This is a genomic window from Stenotrophomonas sp. GW821-FHT02D01 (assembly GCF_059421765.1).
This window is the reverse complement of record NZ_JBWKVP010000018.1, coordinates 12,123-35,220: the sequence shown is the minus strand read 5'-3', so window position 1 is coordinate 35,220 and position 23,098 is coordinate 12,123. Positions and strand designations below refer to the sequence as shown.

At 66.9% G+C, this 23,098-nt stretch carries 12 protein-coding genes; 5 read left to right on the top strand and 7 right to left on the bottom strand.

Translation table 11 applies throughout. The annotated features are described in order from the left end of the window. Window positions 1–3 precede the first annotated feature (3 nt). On the bottom strand, window positions 4–1,155 hold the full coding sequence (locus tag AC07UW_RS20510) for an alpha/beta fold hydrolase (protein WP_495212762.1): 1,152 nt from the start codon (window positions 1,153–1,155) through the stop codon (window positions 4–6). Window positions 1,156–1,338: 183 nt separating this feature from the next. Here AC07UW_RS20510 and AC07UW_RS20505 point away from each other — a divergent pair, with 183 nt between their 5' ends. The 4 genes from AC07UW_RS20505 to AC07UW_RS20490 all read left to right on the top strand — a co-directional run bounded on the left by AC07UW_RS20505 (window position 1,339) and on the right by AC07UW_RS20490 (window position 8,223). Further along, a complete protein-coding gene (locus tag AC07UW_RS20505; protein ID WP_032976535.1) occupies window positions 1,339–2,685 on the top strand; it encodes a c-type cytochrome in 1,347 nt (448 codons plus the stop codon). After that, window positions 2,682–3,608, top strand: a complete 927-nt coding sequence (locus AC07UW_RS20500) for a c-type cytochrome (RefSeq protein ID WP_495212761.1) — start codon at window positions 2,682–2,684, stop codon at window positions 3,606–3,608. The genes AC07UW_RS20505 and AC07UW_RS20500 overlap by 4 nt, the downstream gene beginning before the upstream one ends. Before the next feature lie 117 nt (window positions 3,609–3,725). Further along, window positions 3,726–6,104, top strand: coding sequence for a TonB-dependent receptor domain-containing protein (locus AC07UW_RS20495; RefSeq protein ID WP_088101371.1), 2,379 nt, complete (start codon window positions 3,726–3,728; stop codon window positions 6,102–6,104). A 10-nt stretch (window positions 6,105–6,114) separates the two neighbouring features. After that, on the top strand, window positions 6,115–8,223 hold the full coding sequence (locus AC07UW_RS20490) for a phosphocholine-specific phospholipase C (protein WP_495212760.1): 2,109 nt from the start codon (window positions 6,115–6,117) through the stop codon (window positions 8,221–8,223). Between the two features lie 55 nt (window positions 8,224–8,278). Here the strand turns inward: AC07UW_RS20490 and AC07UW_RS20485 are convergent, their stop codons facing one another. The 4 genes from AC07UW_RS20485 to AC07UW_RS20470 all read right to left on the bottom strand — a co-directional run bounded on the left by AC07UW_RS20485 (window position 8,279) and on the right by AC07UW_RS20470 (window position 14,510). Then, window positions 8,279–9,874, bottom strand: a complete 1,596-nt coding sequence (locus AC07UW_RS20485; protein WP_495212759.1) for an alkaline phosphatase D family protein — start codon at window positions 9,872–9,874, stop codon at window positions 8,279–8,281. 11 nt (window positions 9,875–9,885) lie between these two features. Next, the gene (locus AC07UW_RS20480) at window positions 9,886–12,819 is read right to left on the bottom strand and encodes a TonB-dependent receptor (protein WP_495212758.1); all 2,934 of its coding nucleotides are present in this window, start codon (window positions 12,817–12,819) and stop codon (window positions 9,886–9,888) included. 141 nt (window positions 12,820–12,960) lie between these two features. Then, the gene (locus AC07UW_RS20475) at window positions 12,961–13,998 is read right to left on the bottom strand and encodes a FecR family protein (protein ID WP_223494790.1); all 1,038 of its coding nucleotides are present in this window, start codon (window positions 13,996–13,998) and stop codon (window positions 12,961–12,963) included. Further along, window positions 13,995–14,510, bottom strand: coding sequence for an RNA polymerase sigma factor (locus tag AC07UW_RS20470; RefSeq protein WP_025878928.1), 516 nt, complete (start codon window positions 14,508–14,510; stop codon window positions 13,995–13,997). The genes AC07UW_RS20475 and AC07UW_RS20470 overlap by 4 nt, the downstream gene beginning before the upstream one ends. A 272-nt stretch (window positions 14,511–14,782) precedes the next feature. On the opposite strand from AC07UW_RS20470, the gene aceE reads away from it, so the two are divergent. Then, window positions 14,783–17,455, top strand: coding sequence for a pyruvate dehydrogenase (acetyl-transferring), homodimeric type (gene aceE, locus AC07UW_RS20465; protein WP_495212757.1), 2,673 nt, complete (start codon window positions 14,783–14,785; stop codon window positions 17,453–17,455). A gap of 57 nt (window positions 17,456–17,512) precedes the next feature. Here the strand turns inward: aceE and AC07UW_RS20460 are convergent, their stop codons facing one another. Beyond that, window positions 17,513–17,995: a LuxR family transcriptional regulator gene (locus AC07UW_RS20460; protein ID WP_223494788.1), complete on the bottom strand. Its 483-nt coding sequence runs from the start codon at window positions 17,993–17,995 to the stop codon at window positions 17,513–17,515. Between the two features lie 171 nt (window positions 17,996–18,166). Continuing rightward, on the bottom strand, window positions 18,167–22,897 hold the full coding sequence (locus AC07UW_RS20455) for an ATP-dependent helicase (protein WP_495212756.1): 4,731 nt from the start codon (window positions 22,895–22,897) through the stop codon (window positions 18,167–18,169). Between the last annotated feature and the right edge of the window lie 201 nt (window positions 22,898–23,098).

The window sequence follows — 23,098 nt, the reverse complement described above, 5'->3', positions numbered from 1 at the left end:
AGCTCAGCCGCGTGCTGGGGTTTTTGCGGGTGTATCGACGCCATGCACCAGCCATTCGGCCTGGGCCGGCAACTGCGGTGCCGGACACGCGGCTTTCGGATGGTGCTCGTCGCGCGCCATCCAGTCATCGACCACCCCGGCCAGCAGGTCCAGCCGCAGCGGCAGGGTGATGTGATCTTCGCCGCGCATCTCGATGTAGTGCGCACGCGGATTGGCCTGCGCCAACGCGCGGCCTTGGCTGACCGGAATGTGCTGGTCGCCCTGCCCGTGCAGCAGCAGCACGCAGGCACGGGTATCGGCCAGCGCGCGGGCAACATCCACCTTGTCCAGATCCACGTCGATGCGGCGGCTGGCGGCGGCCACCACCTGGTTGATGTCCTGGCTGCCGTAGCGCCAGCGTGCATACGAAGCGATGGCCTGTGCCTTCAACCCTTCCGGCTGCAGGCCCATCAGATGCGGAATCATGGTGCGGATCGCAACCCCGGCATTGGCGAACGATTCCATCGCCACCACGCCGGCGACCTGGTCGCCCAGCTTGTCGGCGGTGAACAATGCGGTGGCAGCGCCGTAGGAAACACCGAACAGGTACAGCGGGCCGGTCACTTCGCCGCGCGCGCGCAGTTCGGCGATGACATCCACAACATCGTCCGACTCATAGGTGCCGTAGCCGGAGGTACCGGCGCCGGACTGGCCATGGTTGCGCAGGTCCAGGGTGATCACGCGGTAGCCCGACTCGGCCAGCTGCAGCGACCATGGCAGCATCGAATCACCGTTCATCATCCAGCCGTGCAGCAGCACCACGGTGCCGCGCGGTGCCTGCGCGCGGAACGGCTGCGGTACGGACAGGCTCAACCCGGTATCCAGCGGCAGGCCGTTCTGGTGCTGCTGCGGCAGGTAGTGGTAGCGCGCACCGTAGTCGCCCGGATCGAAAGCACGCCAGAAGATCGGCACGCCATCACGGCCCGGGGCGAAGCCATGCCGGTTCGGCAGCGCGGCCACAGCTGCGGCGATACGCGGTTGATCAAGCAGGGTCGAGACGCCACCGGGCGCGATCAGACGATCGCTGAGCGAGGTGGACGAGGCCGTCATCGAAGAAGAGCATGCAGCCAGCCACAGGCCGGCGCACGCCAGCAAAAGCAGCAGCAGGCGCTTCATGGGCAGTCAGGGGAAAAGTGCGACAGCGTGGCAGGTTAGCGGCCACGCCCGGCGCCATCTATCGCAGCTGGATGACGGGTTGATGACAGCGCAGGATCGATTCAGCTTGTCACAATGTCGCGACCGGCCAAAGCATTGATCCGGATCAATGAACGCCATCGCACGAATGGCCACAGTGCCGGCATGCGCACCCCGTTCAAGCTCGCCATTGCCCTGGCCGCCACCTTGGCCGCCGCTTACGGCATCGCCCGCAGTACACCGTACTGGTTCGCCCCACCGCAACAGGCCGAGGTCGACATCCACGACCCGGCCCTGATCGAACAGGGCCGGTACCTGTCGCGTGCTGCCGACTGCGCCGCCTGCCATACCGCACCGGGCGGCAGGCCGTTCGCCGGCGGCCTTGGCATGCAGACCCCGATGGGCACGCTGTACTCGACCAACATCACACCGGACACGGAGACCGGCATCGGCGCATACGACTACGCCGATTTCGAGCGCGCGGTGCGGCGTGGCATCCGCCATGACGGCCAGCCGCTGTATCCGGCCATGCCCTACGCCTCGTACGTGATCGCCAGCGATGCCGAGATCAAGGCGCTGTACGCCTACTTCATGGGTGCGGTGCAGCCGGTCCGGCAGGACAACGCCGACAGCACGATTCCGTGGCCGGCAAACATGCGCTGGCCGCTTGCCTGGTGGCAGCTGTTGTTCGCACGCCCGCGCAGCTTCAGCCCTGATCCCACCCTGGATGCCGGCCAGCAGCGCGGCGCCGAACTGGTTGAAGGCCTGGCCCATTGCGGCGCGTGCCATACCCCGCGCGGGCTGGCCTTCCAGGAAAAGGCGATGGCCGACGATGGCAGCCGCCAGTTCCTGTCCGGCTCGGTGCTGGAAGGCTGGTACGCGAAGAACCTGCGCAATGAACAGACCGGCCTGGCCAGCTGGAGCGAAGCTGAGATCGTCGAGTTCCTGCGTACCGGCCGCACCGATCGCTCCGCAGCTTTTGGCGGCATGGCCGATGTGGTCGAGCACAGCACGCAGTACCTGTCCGACGCCGATCTGCTGGCGATGGCGCGGTACCTGAAGCAGCTGCCGGCCCGCGAAGGGCGCAGCGCGCAGTGGACGCCGGGCACCGACACCACCACCGCCGCACTGCGCGGTGGCGACTACCGGGTGGCCGGTTCGCTGGCCTACGCCGAACACTGCCAGGCCTGCCATCGCGCAGATGGCCGCGGCATGCCACGGGTCTACCCAGCCCTGGCGGGCAACTCCATCGTCTTCGCCGATGATCCCAGCTCGCTGGTGCAGGTAACCCTGACCGGCGGGCGCACGCCACATACCGCGCATGACCGCATGGCATTCACCATGCCGGGCTTCGAGCAGCTGCCCAATGCGCAGCTCGCCGACATCCTCACCTTCATCCGCAACAGCTGGGGCAACCAGGCCAGCGCGGTCACTGAACTGGACGTAGCACGCATGCGCCGGGTGGTGCGTGACAAGCCGGCGCATGTGGTCCCGCAGGAGACGGCGCAATGAGGCGTTCGAAGAAGCGTTCGACAGCGTTGATCGCCAGCGCGGTCGTTGCGGTGTTGCTGGCCGGTGCTGGCACGCTGCTGTACCAGCACCTGTACCCGGACCTGGACGCGGAAGTCGCGAGGACCCTGGACATCCTCGACAGCCACGGCCAGGTGGTGGGCCAGTACCACGTGCCCAGTGCCGAGGAGATCGCCAGCCTCGGCAACGCCGACGCGGTGATGTTCGGCCGTCGCCTGCTCAACGAGACCGCACGCCTGCTGCCGGACAACGTCGGCAACGATCTGAACTGCAATTCGTGCCACATGGCCGAGGGCAAGCGACCGTTCGGCAACCACTACTTGAACACCGGAGGCGGCAGCTACCCGCGCTACATGCCGCGACCGGGCAGGGAAATCGGCCTGGCCGAGCGCATCAACGGTTGCCTGCAGCGATCGATGAACGGCAAACCGCTGACCAAGGACGCGCCGGAGATGCGTGCGATGCTGGAATACATGGCGTGGCTGAGCCGCCCGGTACCGGAGGGTGCGCGCGTGGCCGCGCCCAGCGAAGGGCCGATCGACAGCACGCTGACACCGGACCCGATACGTGGACAGGCGCTGTATGGCGCGCAGTGCGCCGCCTGCCACGGCGACAACGGCGAAGGCCGGCGCGATGCCAGCGGCGATATCGCCTTCCCGCCGTTGTGGGGCGAGCGCAGCTTCAACATCGGTGCCGGCATGGCGCGGCTGTACAAGGCCGCAGGCTTCGTCAAGCACAACATGCCGCCGGCAATGACCCGTGAACCGCCACTGGGCCAGCAGGTGATGCCCGACCAGGACGCGGTCGATATCGCCAGCTACTTCATCAACCAGCCGCGCCCGGACTTCGCCGGCAAGGCCAAGGACTGGCCGCGCGATCCTAAACCCAAGGACGCGCGCTACTGAGCAATTCCCCGGTCTTGCCGGCCGTCACACAACACACTCCCTGCATCTGCGCGTCACCGCCATGTCATCGGCGCTGCCGACACTCCCGGACTTTCCTCCCTTGAAGGTCCGGTTTCGATGCGAACGATTGCGCGCTTTCCCCGTATCTCGCTGCTTGCCCTGCTGATTGCTCCCGCACTGGATGCCCTGGCTGAAGCACCGCAGGGCGATGTGGCCGATACGCGAAGCGCCGACGCGCGGACCCTGGACCAGGTGCAGGTGATCGGCCAGGCCACCAGCTATGCCAAGACCTCGGTGCGCCAGGAAACGTTGAACCGGCAGACCGTGTTGAGCAGCGTCAATGGCGCGCTCAACGAAGTGCCCGGCGTGGTCGTCAGCGAAGCCGATGCCACCGGTTCGTCGGTGTGGGGCACGCAGATCAGCATGCGCGGCTTTGTCACCAACCGCGACACCCAGCAGATCGGCACCACCATCGATGGCCTGCCCAATGGTGGTTCCGGCTATGGCGGCGGCTCGCTGGCCAACCGCTACATCGACACGCTCGACCTGGAAACGGTGGAAGTGAGCCAGGGCACGGCCGATATCTCCTCGCGCTCGAACGAAGCACTCGGTGGCACGCTGAACTTCCTCACCAGCGACCCACTGCAGGAGCAGCGACTGCGCATGGTGGTGGGTGCCGGTGACAATGAAGCGCGCAAGTACTACGTACGCTACGACACCGGCCTGCTTGCAGGACACACCCGCGCGTGGATCAGCGCATCGTCGGCGCGCGTGCACGACTGGATCGATGGCACCGGCCACACCAGCAACGACAACATCGCCGGCAAGTTCATCACCGAGCTGGACCGCTGGACCCTGACCGGCTACCTGTCCTACAACGATGCCGACGAGCCGGAGTACACCAGTGTTTCGCCGAAGGGGTTCGCCACCAACCCCGACCGCGACGGCCTGGTCGGCACCCTGACCGGCATTCCGTATCTGGACCAGAACTACCGCTCCGGTTCGCGCGCACTGCGCGAGAACACGTTCGGCTACCTGCGCGCGGCCTTCGATGGCGGCAACGGTTTCAAGGCCTCGATGGCCGCCTACGGGCACCGCATGCAAGGCCGCGGTGACTGGCTGCCGCCGTACCTGGCCGACGTCAACGACGACGGTGCCGGTCGCCCGCAGTCGGAGTACCTCGGCGGCAGGACGGTCTACGGTGGCAGCAATCGCGGCCAGATCTACTTCGTGAACCCCGACGGCAGTTCCGCCCAGCGCCTGGCCAGCTGCACGCCGCGACTCGGCTTCAGCGCCGAGTACGACCCCAACTGCTACGCCGGCAACGTGCAGGGCGCGCAGTCCTACCGCCACTCCCACTACGACAACGATCGCGTGGGCGTGACCGCCGACGTTGAATGGCGGCAGACCTTCGGCGCCATCGACAACACCGTACGCGGCGGGCTGTGGGTGGAGAAGCTGGACCGTTCCGTGCGCCGCGACTGGCACCGCCTGCTCAACGTCGGCCAGGACATCGCCTTCGACCACCAGCCCTACTGGGTGCAGTTCGAGGACAAGTACAAGGTCGACGAGCAGATGTACTACGTCGAGGACGTGGCCCGCTTCGGCCCGTTCAGCGCGCGCCTGGGCGTAAAGCAGTTCTTCGTCGACCAGTCCCGCCGCCGCGTGATCGGCGCCGCCGAGAATGTGAAGTCCGACTCAAAGTCCGATCCGCTGCTGTCCACCGGCTTCACCTGGGCCCCGGGTGTGGAGGGTATGGAACTGTTCGCCGGCTACTCGCAGAATTTCGCCGCTATCCCGTCCGGGGTGCTGGGTGAAACCGATCCCCAGCGCTTCCGCAACGTCGAACCGGAGACCGCCGACAACATCGAACTGGGCATGCGCATCAGCCGCTGGCCGCTGACCGCCTCGGTCACCCTGTACAACATCAAGTTCGACAACCGCATCGTCTATCTGCCGGCCGGCCTGGTCAGCGGCATCGACTACCTCGGCGAGACCGATGGCGTCTACGAGAACTTCGGCGGTGTGGAGAGCAACGGCCTGGAAGCGGCCTTCGGCTACGGCTGGGACAATGGCTGGCGCATCAATGCGGCCTACACCTACAACCGTTCCAAGTACCTGGGCAGCGGCAACGACGCGCGCGACACGCAGCTGGGCATCGTCGATGGCGCCAAGGTGATCGGCCAGCCGGAGCAGATCCTGGTGGTGTCGGCCGACTGGCAGGGCGAGAACTGGAACTTCGGCCTGTCCGGCCGCTACCTGGGCGAACGCTACCTGGATGCGGCCAACGTCAACAAGCTGCCCTCGGCCACCGTGTTCAACGCCAACATCGGCTTCGACCTGCAGGGCCTGTCGCCGCGCCTGAAGGGCATGGGCGCCAACCTGGTGGTGAGCAACCTGACCGACAAGCGTTATCTTGCGGGGGTGGACGGCCGCGACAACGCCTTCATCGGCGCCCCGCGCACCGTCGGCATCTCCTTCCGCGTGGACCTGTGAGTGTGACCCTGTGACTGATACCGGCCGACGCCGACTGTTGCAGGCCGGCGTCGCCGCCGGCCTTTCGCCGCTGCTGCCCAGCATCGCCCGGGCAGCAGCGATCGCCCCTGCTTCGCGCACGCGCAGCCTGCAGGACCTGCAGCACATCGTGGTGTTCATGCAGGAGAACCGCTCGTTCGACCACTACTTCGGCACGTTGCCGGGCGTGCGTGGCTTCGGTGACCGTTTCGTTGCCCCGGCATCGCCGCTGCCCGGTGGCGACCGCCCGCGCAGCCTGTGGCTGCAGCCCGACGCCAGCGGACAACGCGCCATCGCCCCCTTCCCGTTGGATACCGCTGCGCACTTCGGCTACATGCGGGTGGAAGGCACGCCCCACACCTGGCCTGATGCACAGCAGGCGTGGGACCACGGGCGCATGGCGCACTGGCCCAAGGCCAAGCAGAACCATTCGATGGGCTACTTCCAGCGCAGCGACATGCCGTTCCAGTTCGCCCTGGCCGATGCGTTCACGCTGTGCGATGCCTACCACTGCGCGATGCAGGCCGGCACCAACCCGAACCGCGTGTTCCTGTGGACCGGCCACAACGACGCCCAGGGCCAGGCAGGCGGCCCGGTGATCGCCAATTCGCACGACAATTTCCCCGAGCTGGGCGGCCATCCGGACTCGTACCGCTGGGCCAGCTATGTCGAGCGGCTGCAGCAGGCCGGCGTGTCCTGGCAGATCTACCAGGACATGGCCGACAACTTCACCGACAACCCGCTTGCCGGGTTCGAGACCTTCCGCCAGGCGTACCGCGGCGCCCCGGGGCATGACCCGGAGCTGCGCGCGCGCGGCGTCAGTACCCGTGGCCTGGCGCAGCTGCGCGAGGACGCGATCAGCGGCCGCCTGCCGCAGGTCAGTTTCATCATCGCCGACGCAGCCGGCAGCGAGCACCCCGGTCCGTCCAGCCCCGCGCAGGGCGCCGCCTATACTGCGCGCCTGCTGGATGCATTGACCGCCGATCCAGAGGTGTGGAGCCGTACCGCCCTGCTGCTGATGTTCGATGAGAACGATGGCTTCTTCGACCATGTGCCGCCACCGGCACCGCCCTCCCCGCTTGGTGCCGGCTGGGCCGGTGCGTCGGCGGTCAGCACCGAGGGCGAATACCACCGCCACCCGGCACCAGGCGACGAAAAATACGATGCCGCCGAGCTGCGTGGGCGCCCCTATGGGCTTGGCCCGCGCGTACCGTTGTATGTGATTTCACCGTGGAGCCGCGGCGGCTGGGTCGACTCGCAGGTGTACGACCACACGTCGGTGCTGCGTCTGATCGAGCGCCGCTTCGGCGTCGCCGCGCCGGACATCTCGCCGTGGCGGCGTGCGGTCTGCGGTGATCTGAGCAACGCCTTCGACTTCGCCCAGCGCGACACCCGCCCCTTCGCCAAGGCGCTGCCCGATGTCAGCGCTGTCGCCGCGCGCGCCGCCGCCCTGCCCGGCCGTACCGTGCCCGCGCTGCCCGATGGCCTGCATCCGGCCCGCCAGGAGCCAGGCGTACGTCCTGCACGGGCACTGCCCTATCGGCCGCAGGTGCAGGCCACATCGGTGGATGGCGCTGGTCTCACCCTGCAGCTGGCCAGCGATGGCGCCGCGGCCGTGCTGCATGTCTACGACCGCCTGCGCCTGGACGCCGTTCCGCGCCGTTACACCGTGGTACCGGGTGCCCCGCTGCAGGATCGCTGGCCGCTGGATGCGCAGGGTCGTTACGATCTCTGGCTGCTGGGACCGAATGGATTCCATCGCCATTATCGCGGCGATGGCACGCTCGCGCCGCTGCACGGGCACGTGGAGCGCACGGACGGCCAGATGCGCCTGACACTGCGCAATCCATCGCCTTCGGCGCGGAAGGTCCAGGTGCAGGCCGGCGCCTACGTCGGCCACATGCCCACCCGCGAACTGCAGCTGGTGGCCGGCGCGGAAACCGTACTGGCCTGGGATCCCGCACCAACCGCAGGCTGGTACGACCTGATCGTGCGCTCGCAGGGCGTCGAGCAACGCCTCGCCGGACGCGCCGAAGACGGCCGGCCTGGCACCAGCGACCCTGCCATGGGCAGCGAACCACTGCGCTTCGATCACGGCTGAAAGTGATTCTGTGGAGCCGGGCGCGTGCTCGGCTCCACAGCGTGGAACATCCCGCTCAGGCCTCCTGCAACCCCGGCCGGCCGTGCTCCACGGCATAGCGCTTCCAGCTCTGCAGCGCGCCGTTCGGCTGCATGACGGTATCGAGCGTCTTCATGTCACCGATCCAGGCATCACGGGTGACCTCGCACAGCACATAACCACGCTTGTCCGTCGTCGCCTTCAGGTGCGGACTGTGCCGCAGCTGGTTCTCTGCATAGGCATCCACGCCCTGCCCGTCCGCACCCGACGTGATCGAGGTGGCCAGGAACTCACTGGAAATCACCCCGGAATCGGCGTTGTCCTGCACCAGGTCGCTGGCATAGTGGCGGTGCGCATCGCCACAGGCGGTTACCACGTTGCCGAAGCCCACCTTCTGGATGTGATCGAGCAGGCGCCGGCGGCTGGATAGATAACCGGACCACTGGTCGTCGGAGGCCTGCACCACGCCGTCCTTCTCGCGCAGGTAGTTGCCCAGCGAAACCTGGTGGGCGATGGTGTGCCAGCGCGGCGCGGCATCGACCAGGCCGTCGAACAGCCATTGCTCCTGCTTTGCGCCAACAATGCTGCGTTCGGGAGATTCCACCTGCCCGCGCTGCGCGATGTCCACCTGCTTGCTGCGGTACTGGCGGGTATCGAGCAGGTGCAGGTCCAGCAGCGTGCCATAGCGCGCGCGCCGGTACATCTGCATATGACCATCGCGCGGGAACGACGACGCGCGCAACGGCATGTTCTCGTAATACGCCTGGAACGCCTGTGCGCGGCGCAGCAGGAACACTTCACTGGGCGTGCCGTCCTGGTCCTCGGCGCCGGCCCAGTTGTTGTCCACTTCGTGGTCGTCGAACGTGACGAACCACGGCGACGCGGCGTGCGCGGCCTGCAGGTCCGTATCGGTCCTGTACTGCGCGTAGCGCCGGCGATAGTCGTCGAGCGTGTAGGTCTGCGGGCCAACATGGTTGCGCAGGTTGGTGAACGGCTGGCCGTTCATCCTGCGCACGCCAGGCTGGCTTTCGCCCTCGTAGATGTAATCGCCGTAATGGAACACGAAGTCGAGCGGCTCCTCGGCAATGTGCCGCCATGCACTGTAGTGCCCCTCCTCGTAGTGCTGGCAACCGGCCACAGCGAAGCGCACGCGGTCGACCCGTGCGTTGGCCGCAGGCAGGGTGCGGGTGCGGCCAATCGCACTGGCATGGCCTCCCACGGTGAAGCGGTACCAGTACGGTCGCCCCGGCAGCAGGCCGTCCAGTTCCACGTGCAGCGCATGGCCAAGCTCGGGGTGGGCCAGCGCGGTGCCCTGCCGCACCACGGTGCGCATGCTCTCGTCGGCGGCCAGCTGCCATGCCACCGCCATCGGCCGGGTTGGCATGCCGCCGCCGAACACCAGTGGCTCGGTGGCCAGCCGCGTCCACAGCACCACGCCGTCGGCCGACGGATCACCCGACGCCACGCCGAGAGTGAACGGCGTACTGGCAAAGCGCGGCGATGCGAGCAGATTGCGCGGATTCAGCGCTGCCACATCGTTCTGCGCGGCCAGCGCGCGGGCCGTTCCGGCCCACGCACCCAATGCGGAAAGTCCGGACAGGGCAAGGAAACGCCTGCGATTGATCGTATCCAAGACGGTCGCCTTCAGTTGTAGATGATGTGGAAGTAGAAGAAGCGGCCGTAGTCATCGATCTCGGTGCGGAAGCGCCCGTTCGGACCGGTGCTGTAGGTCGGCTGGGTATTGAACAGGTTCTTGGCCTCGTACTTCAGCGTCACGTGCTTGCTGACCTTGTGGCTGAAGGCCAGGTTGAAGGTCATGTACGGGTCGTAGTACGAATCCAGCCACTGGGTATCGCCGAAGTCGACCAGCATCCGGCTGCGGTAGGTGCCGGATACGCGCAGCTGCGAGCTCTTCCATGGCATGCGCCAGATCACCGAGCCGTTCACCGACCAGTCCGGCTGGTACAGCAGGCGGTCCAGGCGGCGCTCGCTGCCGTCGCTGATGCGGTAGTGGGTCTGCCCGTCCAGGCGGGTGGCATTGAGGTACATGTCGAAGCGGTGGCGGCCCCACTGCAGGTTGCGGTTGGCTACCGCGAACTCGACACCGCGCAGCGTCGACTCATCGGTGTTCATCGGCTGGGTGATCCGGTAGCGGATGTCGCCGACGTTCTCGAACGTGGTCAGGGTATAGATGTCGTCCTTGATGACCTTGTCGAACAACGCCACCGAGACCAGGCCGTTGTTGCCGTTGAAGTACAGGTCCCAGGCAAGATCGAGGTTGGTCGAGCGGCGCGGCTGCAGCGAGGCATTGCCCTGCTTGATGGTGCAGAAGCCTCCGCCCAACTCGTCGTCGCCGCAGCTGGTGCTGGTGGCCTGGGCGATGTTGCTGGGCGTCGGCCGGCCCAGCGTGCGGCTGGCGGAGAACCTCAGGCGCTGGTCTTCGCTCAGCTTGAAGGTGGCGTTCAGCGACGGCAGCAGGTTGTTGTAACCGCCACTGCTCTTGCGGAACGCCGACGTGTAGGTGGTGCCACCATCATCACTGAACGGGCTGAACGCATCGAAGGTGGTGTGGTCGTAGCGCAGGCCGCCGATCAGCAGCAGCCGGTCCCAGGCGTAATGCGCCGACACGTAGGCGTTGGCAATGTCTTCCACGTACTTGTAATCGCTGGTGAAGTCGGCATTCGGGTAGGCCGCATCGTTGTTGCCCAGCTTCGGGTAAAGCTCGTCATGCCACTTGCGGTTGTCGATCAACGGGAAACCGGGAACGCTGCCAAGCAGGGTCGAACCCGGGTACAGATAGTCATTCAAGGTCGCGCTGGTCTTGTAGTAATCGAAATCGATGTCCTGCCAGATCTTCAGGTGGCGATACTCGGCACCGGCGGCCAGACCGAAACCGCGCGCGTCGGCATCGATGTTGTAGCTGAAGTCGGCGCGCAGGTTGTCGATGCTTTCCTTGGCGTCGCGCGGCGAGATATAGGCCTGCGCCGGATTGAGCTTGAAGGCCGAGCTGGTCAGCAGGCTGGAATCGGAAACACCCACGGCGTTCGGAAAACCATGGCTGTCGTTGGCATAGTCAACGAACAGGTTGCTCGGGTAGGCGCGCACGCCCCAGTAGACCTGGTTGTTGTGGAAGGTCTCTTCGGTGTGGCCGGCACGCAGGGTCAGCCGCGAGAGGTCACCGATATCCCAGTTGAAACTGGCGATCGCGCCGCGGTTGCTGCGGTCCCAGCGGTCGTGGCGGTTCTTGATGTAGATGCTGTTGATCTGGGTGGTGCCACCATCCTCGCTCTGGTTGCGTATCGGGAACTTGGCGTTGCCATACAGATCGGTCTTGTTCATCGTCGAGTTCTCGTAGAACCGGTACGAGTACAGCAGCAGCGAGGCATAGAACGGGGCGTCCGATGGCTTCCATTCCAGCTTGGCCGAGCCACCGAAGTTGGTGATGTAGTTGGTGTAGGTGCCGGTGCTGAAGTTTCCCGGCGCGCGCAGGCCGTTCCAGCCTTTCGCCTCGTCGGGGCCAGTGGTTCCATCGGTGAGGTACTTGCCGGCATCGTTGTAGTAGTAGTTCGATTCCACCCAGCGCTTGACGCTGTTGCGCGAGCGCTGTTCGTAGCGCGCGACCGCGACGATGCCGAACTGATCGTCGCCGCCGAACTGGTTGGAGAACACTGCCTTGGCGCTCTTGCCGAAGTGGCCCAGGGTCTTGTGGTCGCCACCCGCGCTGCGCCCCACATTGGTCTCGGCCGTGGAATAGATGCCGGCCACATCGGCGAACACGTACTTGCCGGAGCGGTCAAAGGCGCTGCGGCTGATAATGTCGATCACACCACCGATGGCATCCGGTGCCTGCTCGGCGCTGAAGCTCTTGTAGATGTCGGTGCGGGTGCCGATGTCGCTGGGAATCAGCTGCAGGTTGTTCATGCGCTCGCCGGAGCCACTGCCGCCCACGCTTGCGATCGCGATGCCGTCGATGGTCGTGTAGTTGAGATTGGCCTGCACGCCGCGCACGGTCACGTAACGCGGTTCGCCCGCATCTTCCACCGCACTCAGGCCGGGCGCGGCCATCAGGCTCTCGGCCAGCGTCTCATCGCCATAGCTGTCCATCTCGTCGTAGATCACCGAATCCTTGATCACCGGCGAGGTCTTCTTCTGGTCGATGACCTCATGGGCGGCGATCACCTTGACCGTGCCCAGGGTCGGGGCCACCACCGCTTCCGGTGGGCGCGATGCAGGTGCGGCCGGCCGGCTTTCCCGCGAGACCGGTGCCGCGTCGATGGCGATCACGTTGCCGTCCACCACCGTGTAGCGCAGGCCGGTGCCGGCCAGAAGCGTGTCCAGCGCCTGCTTGACGGTGGCTCCTCGCGGTACCGCGCCCGCCATGGGTGCAGCGCCCGCGCCGGCATACAGGAACTGCACGCCCGAACCGCGTGACAGCTGCTCCAGCGCCTGGCTCAGCGGCTGCGCGGCGATCGCTGCGGTGATCCGGGTCTCAAGCCCATTGGCCGACGCCACCTGTGCATGCGCACCCAGACAGGGAGACAAGGCCAGTACCACCGACAGATAGAGCTTCTTGCGCATCACGGTTCCTTGGAGGAGAGAGGACTGCTGGTACCGCGTCGGCATGCGACAGCGGCTTCTCCCAAGTAAGAGCCGGCATCGGCGGAAGTGGAGAACGCCGATTCGATGAATTTTTTCTGACAGCCGTTCGCCGAACCGCGATCAGCGGCTGGACACCCATACCGTGTCCGCTTCGCGGCGGATGACGAAGCGTGCGTCCCGCTGCAGGAATGCCTGCAGCGCGGCGACCCGGTGCGCCTCCAGGCTGCCGGACAGGCGCGCCGCCCGCGCCGCGTCATCGGTCAGCCGCACCTGTACCTGGTTGTGGCGGTTGAACGCAGCCGCCACCTCGTCCAGCCGCTCATCGCGGAACGACACCCGGCGCTGCTGCCAGTCCAGCAGCATGGACACCGGTATTTCCAATGGCTGCACCGCATGGCTGCGGTGATCGACCTGGACCACCTTCCCGGCAGGCAACTGCGCCAGCCGTCGTTGCCCGCTGCCGGCGGTCCAGACCTCCACTTCGCCCGACACCACGCCGATGCGCGTGCTCTGCAAACGGCGCGACACATCGAACACGGTGCCAATGTCGCGGATCTGCAGATCGCCAACCTGCACCTCGAACGGCCGGCGATCCGCTGCGATATCAAACGTGGCCTCGCCGCTCAGCAGTTCAACCCGACGGCTGAACCAGCCGATGTTCACCCGCAGACGGCTGTCTGCGTTCAGGCGCACCTGCGTCCGGTCAGCCAGCACCACCTCACGCAGTTGCCCGTGGCCGGCGATCAGCATCTGTTCGCGAGGCATCAGCCACGGCACCAGTCCGGCCACCAGCAACAGGCAGCAGGCCACCGCAGCCACCCGCCTCCAGAGTGGCCGGCGTGATCGCGATGCGACCACGGCGCGCGGCACGGGCACCGGTACGGCAAACAACGGCACGACTTTCGCCGTTGCCGGCAGCTCCGGCAATGCGGCCCTGTCCCCCTGCTCCTGTCCGTACGCCACCATCACCGCGCCTACCTGCCGGTGCACGTGCAGGACATGCAGGTACGCGCGTATGTGTTCGGGAGAGCGCTTCATCCATGCCATGAACTCGATGCGCTGAGCGGCGCTCAGGTCACCCTCGCGGTTGCACAGGAACCAGTGCGCGGCCTGCTCGGCCACCTCGTCATCCATCGCTGCAGGCTCCTGCCGGTTCATCCATCCTTCCCGGCGCCGAGCGCCTTCCTGCAGGCATCCAGTCCCTTGCCGATGTGCTTGCGCACCATGTGCACCGACACATCCAGCTGTGCCCCCACCTGCCGGCAATCCAGCCCATCGCGATAGTGCAGCTCCATCACCCGCCGCGTCGTCGGCGGCAGTTGCGCGATGGCGCCGCGGATTCCGCTCCAGCGCTGCGCCCGCTCGAAATCAGCTTCGATGTCCTCCTCGCTGCGGAGCACCTCGGCCAGCAGGTCGACGTCCTCGATCTGCGGCAGGCCGGAGCGCGAGCGTGCCTGTTCACGCGCCAGGTTGGCCGCCACCGCGAACAGATAGGCTTCGGGATTCTCGATCGCCTGGGCATCTTCGCCGGTACTGCGCAGCAGCCGCAGGTAGACCTCCTGGGCCAGGTCCTCGGCATCGGCAGCCTGTGAACCACGCCGAAGGAAGAAGCCACGCAGCAGGCGGCGCCGCAAGGCGTAGCTCTTCTCCCAGATCCTGACGCTGTTCACAACCGACCAACCACCCCGAGGCTGGAAAACCCAGCAGGGTGCACACCAACGATGACATCCGCATTGCAGCGCTGCATGGCCAAGCGAAGGTTCGCGCAGACCCAATCGTCGCCCGTCTACCCGCCAGCCGATACGGCGCCTACGCTTGTCTCCTCGGCAGCCACCACGGCCGCCCCCGCGCCACGGACCTGCCGGCGCGACTCCGCTCCAGAGCTGTCGCCCTGCCGGCGGTGCCGTGCAGGTGCAGAACCGGCGCTCTCTGGAGACGCAGCATGAACCAGGCACACTTCCCTCTCGACGCCGATCCGCAGGAAACCCGCGAATGGCGCGAGTCCCTGCAGGCGGTGATCGAGGCCGGCGGCCGCCCCCGCGCGCACTATCTGCTGGACCAGCTCGATGCACTCGATGTGCAGCAGCATGGCGACCTGCACACCCGCGCGTGGACCGCCTACACCAACACGATTCCCCCCGAACGCCAGCCCGCCTACCCGGGTGACCTGGCCATCGAGCGGCGGTTGAACGCGATGATCCGCTGGAACGCCATGGTGATGGTGCTGCGTGCCGGCAGGCATTCCAATGTCGGCGGCCACATCGCCACCTACCAATCCGCAGCAGTCATGTATGACGTGGGCTTCGATCACTTCTTCCGTGGACGGACCGAAACCTTCGACGGCGACATGATCTACATCCAGGGTCATTCGGCCCCGGGCATCTACGGCCGGGCGTACGTGGAAGGCCGCATCAGTGCCGAGCAGATGGACAACTTCCGCCGCGAAGCCGGACGCGAGGGCCTGTCCTCGTATCCGCACCCGCGGCTGATGCCCGGATTCTGGCAGTTTCCCACCGTGTCGATGGGCCTGGGCCCGCTGACGGCGGCCTATCAGGCCCGCTACATGCGCTACCTGGAATACCGGGGGCTGAAACAGCACCAGGGTCGCAAGGTCTGGGCCTTCCTCGGTGATGGCGAAATGGACCAGCCCGAATCGCTGGCGGCCATTTCGCTGGCCGGGCGCGAGCGCCTGGACAACCTGGTGTTTGTGGTCAACTGCAACCTGCAACGCCTGGACGGACCGGTGCGTGGCAACGCCAAGGTGATTCAGGAACTGGAAGGCACCTTCCGCGCCGCCGGCTGGAACGTGATCAAGGTGATCTGGGGCAGCGGCTGGGACGAGCTGCTGGCACGCGATCACAGCGGGCTGCTGCGCCAGCGCATGATGGAGTGCGTGGATGGCGACTACCAGACCTTCAAGTCGCAGAGTGGCGCCTACGTGCGCGAACACTTCTTCGGGCGCTATCCGGAACTGCTGGCGCTGGTGGCGGACATGAGCGACGACGAGATCTGGGCACTGGCACGCGGCGGCCACGATCCGCAGAAGGTATTTGCCGCCTACCAGCAGGCGGTGAACACCAGCGGTCGCCCGAGCGTGGTGCTGGCCAAGACGGTGAAGGGCTTCGGCATGGGCGAGGCCGGCGAAGGCCAGAACATCAACCACCAGCTGAAGAAGATGAGCGCCGACGCGCTGCGTGCGTTCCGTGACCGCTTCGACCTGCCGGTCAGCGACGGGCAGCTGGAAGAGATGCCCTACCTGCGCCCGCAACCGGGCAGCGCCGAGGCGCTCTACTTCGCGCAGCGTCGCCAGGCGCAGGGCGGCCAGCTGCCGGCACGGCTGACCCAGGTGGATCCGTTGCCGCTGCCGCCGCTGTCCACGTTCAACGTGCAGTTGCAGGGCAGCGGTGATCGTGGCCAATCCACCACCATGGGCTTCGTACGCATCCTCACCACCCTGCTCAAGGATCCCGAACTGGGCAGGCTGGTGATCCCGATCGTGCCCGATGAATCGCGTACCTTCGGCATGGAAGGGCTGTTCCGCCAGATCGGCATCCATTCCTTCCTGGGCCAGCTGTACACCCCGCAGGACGCCGGCCAGCTGAGCTATTACAAGGAGTCCAAGGACGGCCAGATCCTGCAGGAAGGCATCAACGAATCCGGCGCGATCTGTTCGTGGATCGCAGCGGGCACCGCGTACAGCAACCACGGCCTGGCCACGATTCCGTTCTACATCTTCTATTCGATGTTCGGCCTGCAGCGCGTCGGCGACCTGGCCTGGGCAGCGGCCGACGCGCGCACCCGTGGCTTCCTGCTTGGCGCCACCTCCGGCCGCACTACCCTGATGGGCGAAGGCCTGCAGCACGACGATGGCCACAGCCACGTGCTGTCCTCGGTGATTCCAAGCTGCGTGTCCTACGACCCGACCTACAACTTCGAACTGGCAGTAATCATCCACGACGGCCTGCGCCGCATGTATGTGGACCAGGAAGACATCTACTACTACATCACCCTGCTCAACGAGAACTACCCGCACCCTGCACTGCCTGACGGCGCCGAAGCCGGCATCCTGAAGGGACTCCATCTGCTGCGTCCCGCCGCTGCCGACAGCACGGCACAGCCTCGCGTGCAGCTGATGGGCAGTGGCTCGATCCTGCGCGAGGTGCTGGCCGCCGCCGATCTGCTGCAGCAGGATTTCGCCATCGCAAGCGATGTCTGGAGTGCCACCAGCCTGACCGAACTGCGCCGTGATGGCCTGGCTGCCGAGCGCTGGAACCTGCTGCATCCGGCCGACGAGCCGCGCGTTCCCTACGTGCAGCAGTGCCTGCAGGACCATGCCGGCCCGGTGGTGGTGGCGACCGACTACATGAAGATCGTCGGCGACCAGATCCGCCCCTTCATCAACGACCGGCGCTTCATCGCACTCGGCACCGATGGCTTTGGCCGCTCGGACACTCGCGAATCGCTGCGCACGTTCTTCGAAGTCGATCGCCACTTCATCGTACTGGCGGCACTGAAGGCCCTGGCCGACGACGGGCATGTGGAACGGGGCCTGCTGCAGCAGGCGATCGACCGGTACGGCATCGACACCGGCAAGCGCGATCCCGCCGCGGCATGACAGAACAGCAACGGCACCCGCAGAGCAAGCTTCTGTGGGTGCCGTTGCATCACATCACTACGGCAGCCGCTTGAACAGGTTCGTCTGCAGGATCGGCGTGCCGTCATGGCCGAAGAAGGCCTTGGTTTCGGTCATCGTTGAACGATCGGCGGCCACCGTGTACACGCGGGTGGACGCCGGCGCGCCGTGATCGACCAGCTGCATCACCAGCGTATTCGGCGCCGGCAGTTTCAGCGTTGCCTGGTTGGCGCCGTAGCTGCCGGTCAACGCCGCAGGCGTACCGTCCAGCGCCAGCGTACCGTCGGATTTCATGGTCTTGCCGTCATGCAGGACGATATCCACGTGCGAGCTCCACCTGCCCGCACCGGCATCCTTGAATTCCAGTACGACCTGTTGCGGCCGCTGTGCCTCAGGGAGTGCGGAAGTGGCGATCTCCAGCGACCAGCGGCCGAGCAGGGGCGAAGGCGGAGCGTCGGCTGCCTGCGCCGTCGATGCCTGCAGCGAAAGAAGGGACAGCAGCACAGCAGAAAACAGCTTCATGTGAGTCTCCTGTCGAGTGAAGAACCGTCTGCGCAACGTGCACGATGGCCACACTACCCGGACTCTGCAGCCACCGGGGCAGGCGCGTAACGAACTGCATCACAGTCCGGCAATCCGATCCGGGGCCAGGCCCCACGGGGGTGAGCATTCATCGAGGTGATTCCGCCGCGCTCAGCCGTTCCATCCCAGCCCGCGCGGCTCGTTGCTGAAGCCTGCGGCCCGCAGCGCGTCCACCAGCGCACCGCGATGCACCGGCACATCATTGATCCGTTCCAGGGTGAAGGACAGGCGCCGCCCCCGGCGCAATGCCACGGCCAGGGCCTGTGCAGCGGCAACCAGAGTATTGGCCGCATCCCCTGCTCCGCCCTCGATCCAGCTGGACAGTTGCCGCCCGCCCTGCGCCAGGTACAGCAGCAACCGGCCGTTGCCGATCACCACCATCGCACCGGAACGCCGCAGCGGACGTGCACCGGCCACCGGCTGCGGCCACGGCAGCAGGCTGCCGAAGGGATTGGCCGGATCCAGCGCTGACAGCGCGACGACCGACAGCTCACGCGGCACACGCTCGGACAGCTCGCGCAGATGGTCGATGGTGCCGCGCTCTGCAAACTGTGCTCCGCCCAGCCCCGCCACGAAGCGGCCGCGCAGGACCTGCCCGGCATCTTCCATGCCTCGATAGACAGGCTGCAGTGCAGGGAACCCACCGGTTACCGCTTCGGTCATTGCCGCCGCCCGGGTCACCACCCGGTAGCGATCAAGCAGGCCTTCGCCCAGCGCCAGCGCGCGCACCGTGTCGTTGCTGCGATCGCGGGGCAGCAACGACCATCGCCCCGCCAAGGTCGGCCCGCTGGCAATGGCCGGGTCCAGCGCCGTGGCCCGCGCGTCCAGCGTCGGCATGAAACGGAAACCCCGCGTGCGCCGCGAGGCCGACGCAACGCGCGCCCGCTGCTGGCGCACACCGGCCAGGGCCCGCAACGGCGACCACAGGTCGCTGCTCACTTCGCCCCTCCAGGCCAGCTGCCATAGCGCCAGCTGGAAGTCCTCGGCCGCCGCCGCACTACCGGCCAGGCGTGACTGCACCTGCGTGGCCAGCTGCCGCGCGAAGTAGGCGCCTCCATCGGCCAGGACCTGCACGATCGCGTCCTGCATCGGTGTACGTAGCGCCGGATCCGCTTCCGGCAGCAGCGGCAACGTTTCGGCGGCATGTTCCTGCAGGTGCAGCGACACCAGACCGTCGTCGTCACCCAGCCGCCCGTGCCCTGCCCACAGCACCCTGCCGGTGGCCAGCAGCTCATCAAGCAGGGCCGGTGCGTAGTCGCGCACCCGGGCCGGCAGGACCTGGTGTTCCCACACCGAAACCGGCAGCGGCAACCCCGCCAGCTGCTCGACCACACGGGCAACGCCGTCGCTGCCCTCAAGCATGGCCGCAACGGCACCATTGCGGGCACGCCCGGCGCCGCCTTCCAGCAACACCCCCTGCCCCTCCAGCAGCAGGCGCACATAGGCTGCCGGTGGCACCGGCCGGGTGGCTTCACGTGCGGCCTGCAGCGAACGCAGGCGCAGACGCTGCAACACATCTTCGCTGACCCATTCGTGCACTACATCCGGCGACGGATGCCCCCCCTCATTTCCCTGCTGTCGCCGCGCTGCGCCGAAATTGCCACGCAGCACCCGCCCCTGCTCCTGCAGCCTTTCCAGCGCGCCGTCGACCACCGCCACACCCAGCCCGAACCGCTTGGCCAGCGCGCTGCTGGTGAAGGGCGCATGCGTACGTGCGTGGCGGGCCAGCAGATCGCCGAGGGGATCGGGCATGCCTGCAAGAAACACCTCGGGCAGCCCGCCCGGCAGCGCCGTACCCAACGCATCGCGCACACGTGCGGCGTCCTCCGCGGCGACCCACTGCATGTGGCCGGCAATTGAAGCCGGGATGGCGCGCTGCTGCGCCTGCAGCGCTGCCAGGTGCACTTCCACGCATTCCGGATCGGACAGTCGCAGCGCCAGGTCCGATGCAGGCAACGGCCCAAGCTCGCGCAGCAGGTCGGACACGCCTTCCATGCCGTGGGCCCTGCGCGCAGGTTCCAGCCGCTGCAGTTCACGTTCAACCTGATCGACCACCCCTGCATCCAGCAGTTCGCCCAGGTCTACCTGGCCCAGCAGCTCGGCAAGCAGGCCACTGTCCAGTGACAGCACCGAAGCGCGGCGCTCGGCCAGCGGCACGTCCGCCTCGTACATGAACTCGGCGACATAGCCGAACAGCAGATTGGCCGCGAACGGCGAAGGCACCTCGGTCGCGACGTCCAGCAACTGCACCTGGCCGCGTTGAACGCGTTGCATCAGCGCGTCCAGCGCATCCAGGTCGTAGACATCCTGCAGGCACTCGCGGGCGGTCTCGATCAGGATCGGGAACTCCGCATGGGCCTGCGCGATTTCCAGCAACTGGCCGGCGCGCAGGCGCTGCTGCCACAGCGGCGATCGACGCCCCGGCGTGCGTCGCGGCAACAGCAGTGCGCGCGAGGCACACTCGCGGAAGCGCGCCGCGAACAGTGCCGAATGACCGACGGCCGCGGTGATCGTGCGGCGCAACCGTTCCGGTTCGAACACGAACATGTCCGCCCCCGGAACGCGCCCGGTACTGTCGGGAATCCGCGCGATGATGCCATCGTCGCTGGCGACCACGGCCGGGTCGATGCCCCAGCGCTCGCGCAATCGTGCTGCCACCGCCAATGCCCACGGATCATGCACGCGGCGGCCATACGGCGAATGCAGCATCACCCGCCAGTCGCCCAGCTCGTCGCGGCAGCGTTCCACCACCAGGCGCAGATCGGTGGGCAGCACGCCCGTCGCCTGCCGCTGCTCGGCAACCAGGCCGAGCATGTTGCTGATCGCGTTGGCGTCCAGGCCACTGGCCTGCAGGCGTGCGTGCAGTGCCGGCGTCGGGATGTCACTGCTATCGATGTGCGCCTCCAACGCGGCGAGAAACGCGCCGACGGCCTGTCCCAGTTCGGCAGGGCGGCCGACACCTTCGCCACGCCAGAACGGCAGGCGCGCCGAACGTCCGGGTGCGGGCGTCACCACCACCTGATCGTGGGTGATCTGGTCGATCCGCCATGAGGTCGCGCCCAGCGTGATCACATCATTCACCCGCGACTCGTGGACCATCTCCTCGTCCAGCTCACCGACGCGACGCGATCCGGCCCGCTCTTCTCCTTCAGGCAGCACCACGCTGTACATGCCACGGTCGGGAATGGTGCCGCCGCTGGTAACCGCCAGTTGCTTCGCACCAGGGCGAGCGCTGAGCTCACCGCTCTGCCGGTTCCATACCAGCCGCGGCCGGAAGCCGGCGAAATCCTCGGACGGATAGCGGCCGGAAAGCATGTCCAGCACGGCGTCGAAAGCACTGCGCGGGAGTGAGCGGTACGGCGCGGCACGGCGTACCCGCGCATACCAGGCATCGGCCTGCCACGGCTCCATCGCCACCGCCGCCACCGTCTGCTGGGCCAGCACATCAAGCGGGTTGCGCGGCGGAGCGATGGCCTCGATGCGTCCGGCCAGCATGCTGTCCACCACCACGGCGGCATCGATCAGGTCGCGCCGCGTACGCGGATACACCAGACCGCGGGACATGCCGCCCACCTGGTGGCCGGCGCGACCAACGCGCTGCAGGGCGCTGGCCACCGACGGCGGTGCGGCCACCTGTATCACCAGGTCAACCAGCCCCATGTCGATCCCCAGCTCCAGGCTGGACGTGGCCACCACGCAGCGCAGTGCACCCGATTTCAGCGCCTGCTCGATCTCGCCGCGCTGCTCCTTGGAGACCGATCCGTGATGCGCGCGTGCAATCAGTGCCGGCGCAGCGGAGACCCGGTTGACCGTACTGCCGGTGAAAGAGCCATAGGCCAACCCGTTACCCGAATCGCCACGGATTGCGCCGTCTTCGCCACTGCGTCCGGCGTGCAGCTCGTTCAGGCGCGCGGTCAACTTTTCGGCTACGCCACGCGAATTGGCAAAGACAATCGTCGAGCGATGGCGCAGCACATTGTCGAGAATGCTTGCCTCCACGTGCGGCCAGATCGAGCCGATCCGCGCGCCGCCGTCGCGCTCTCCGGGCGTGCCCTGCGTAGTCAGGCTGGACATGTCTTCCACCGGTACCACGATGCGCATCTGCAGCTGCCGCGCCGAGCCGGGTTGGACCACGCTCACCGCGCGGTCGCCGCCCAGGAACGCCGCCACCTCGTCGACCGGCCGCACCGTGGCCGACAGGCCGATGCGCTGCGCCGGCTCGTGCAGCAGCGCATCCAGCCGTTCCAGGCTCAGCGCCAGATGCGAACCGCGTTTGCCACCGGCCACTGCATGGATTTCATCGAGAATGACGGTATGCACATCGCGCAGGATCTCGCGTGCCTGCGAGGTCAACATCAGGTACAGCGACTCGGGCGTAGTGATCAGGATGTCCGGCGGCCGCCGCACCAGGCCTGCACGTTCACTGCTGGAGGTATCGCCGGTACGCAATGCGACTGTCAGCTGCACCGCCGGCTCGCCGCGTCGGGCGCGCTCGTCGATGATGCCCTGCAGCGGCACCTGCAGGTTGCGCTGCACGTCGCTGCCCAGCGCCTTGATCGGGGACAGGTAAAGCACGCGGGTGCGCCGCACCGGCTTGGCCGACGGCGCTGCACGCGCTTGCCGATCACGCTCGGCGAACAGCTGGTCGATGGCATGCAGGAATGCGGCAAGTGTCTTGCCCGATCCGGTTGGCGCGATGACCAGGGTATGTTGACCGGCACCGATCGACGACCAGGCCTGATCCTGCACCTGCGTGGAGGCGTCGAACGCGGCACGGAACCACGCCTGCGTCGCCGGACGGAAGCGCTGCAGCGGGTCCTGCGGGGAATCAGGCGGCGTCATGATGCGTCGATCATACCCAGCTGCGGCCCGTTGGCCGGACCTTCGCAGGCGCTGGCTGCATCAGGCAGCTGATCCGGGGTCGACAACAAAGGCCCGGAGCGTAGCCATCCTGCCGTCACGGAAACGCCAGACGTCGCTGCAGGAAGGTGGCCTTCTTCGCACTGGTCATCGCGTGCTCCGCTCGGCGGTCATGCTGCGAAC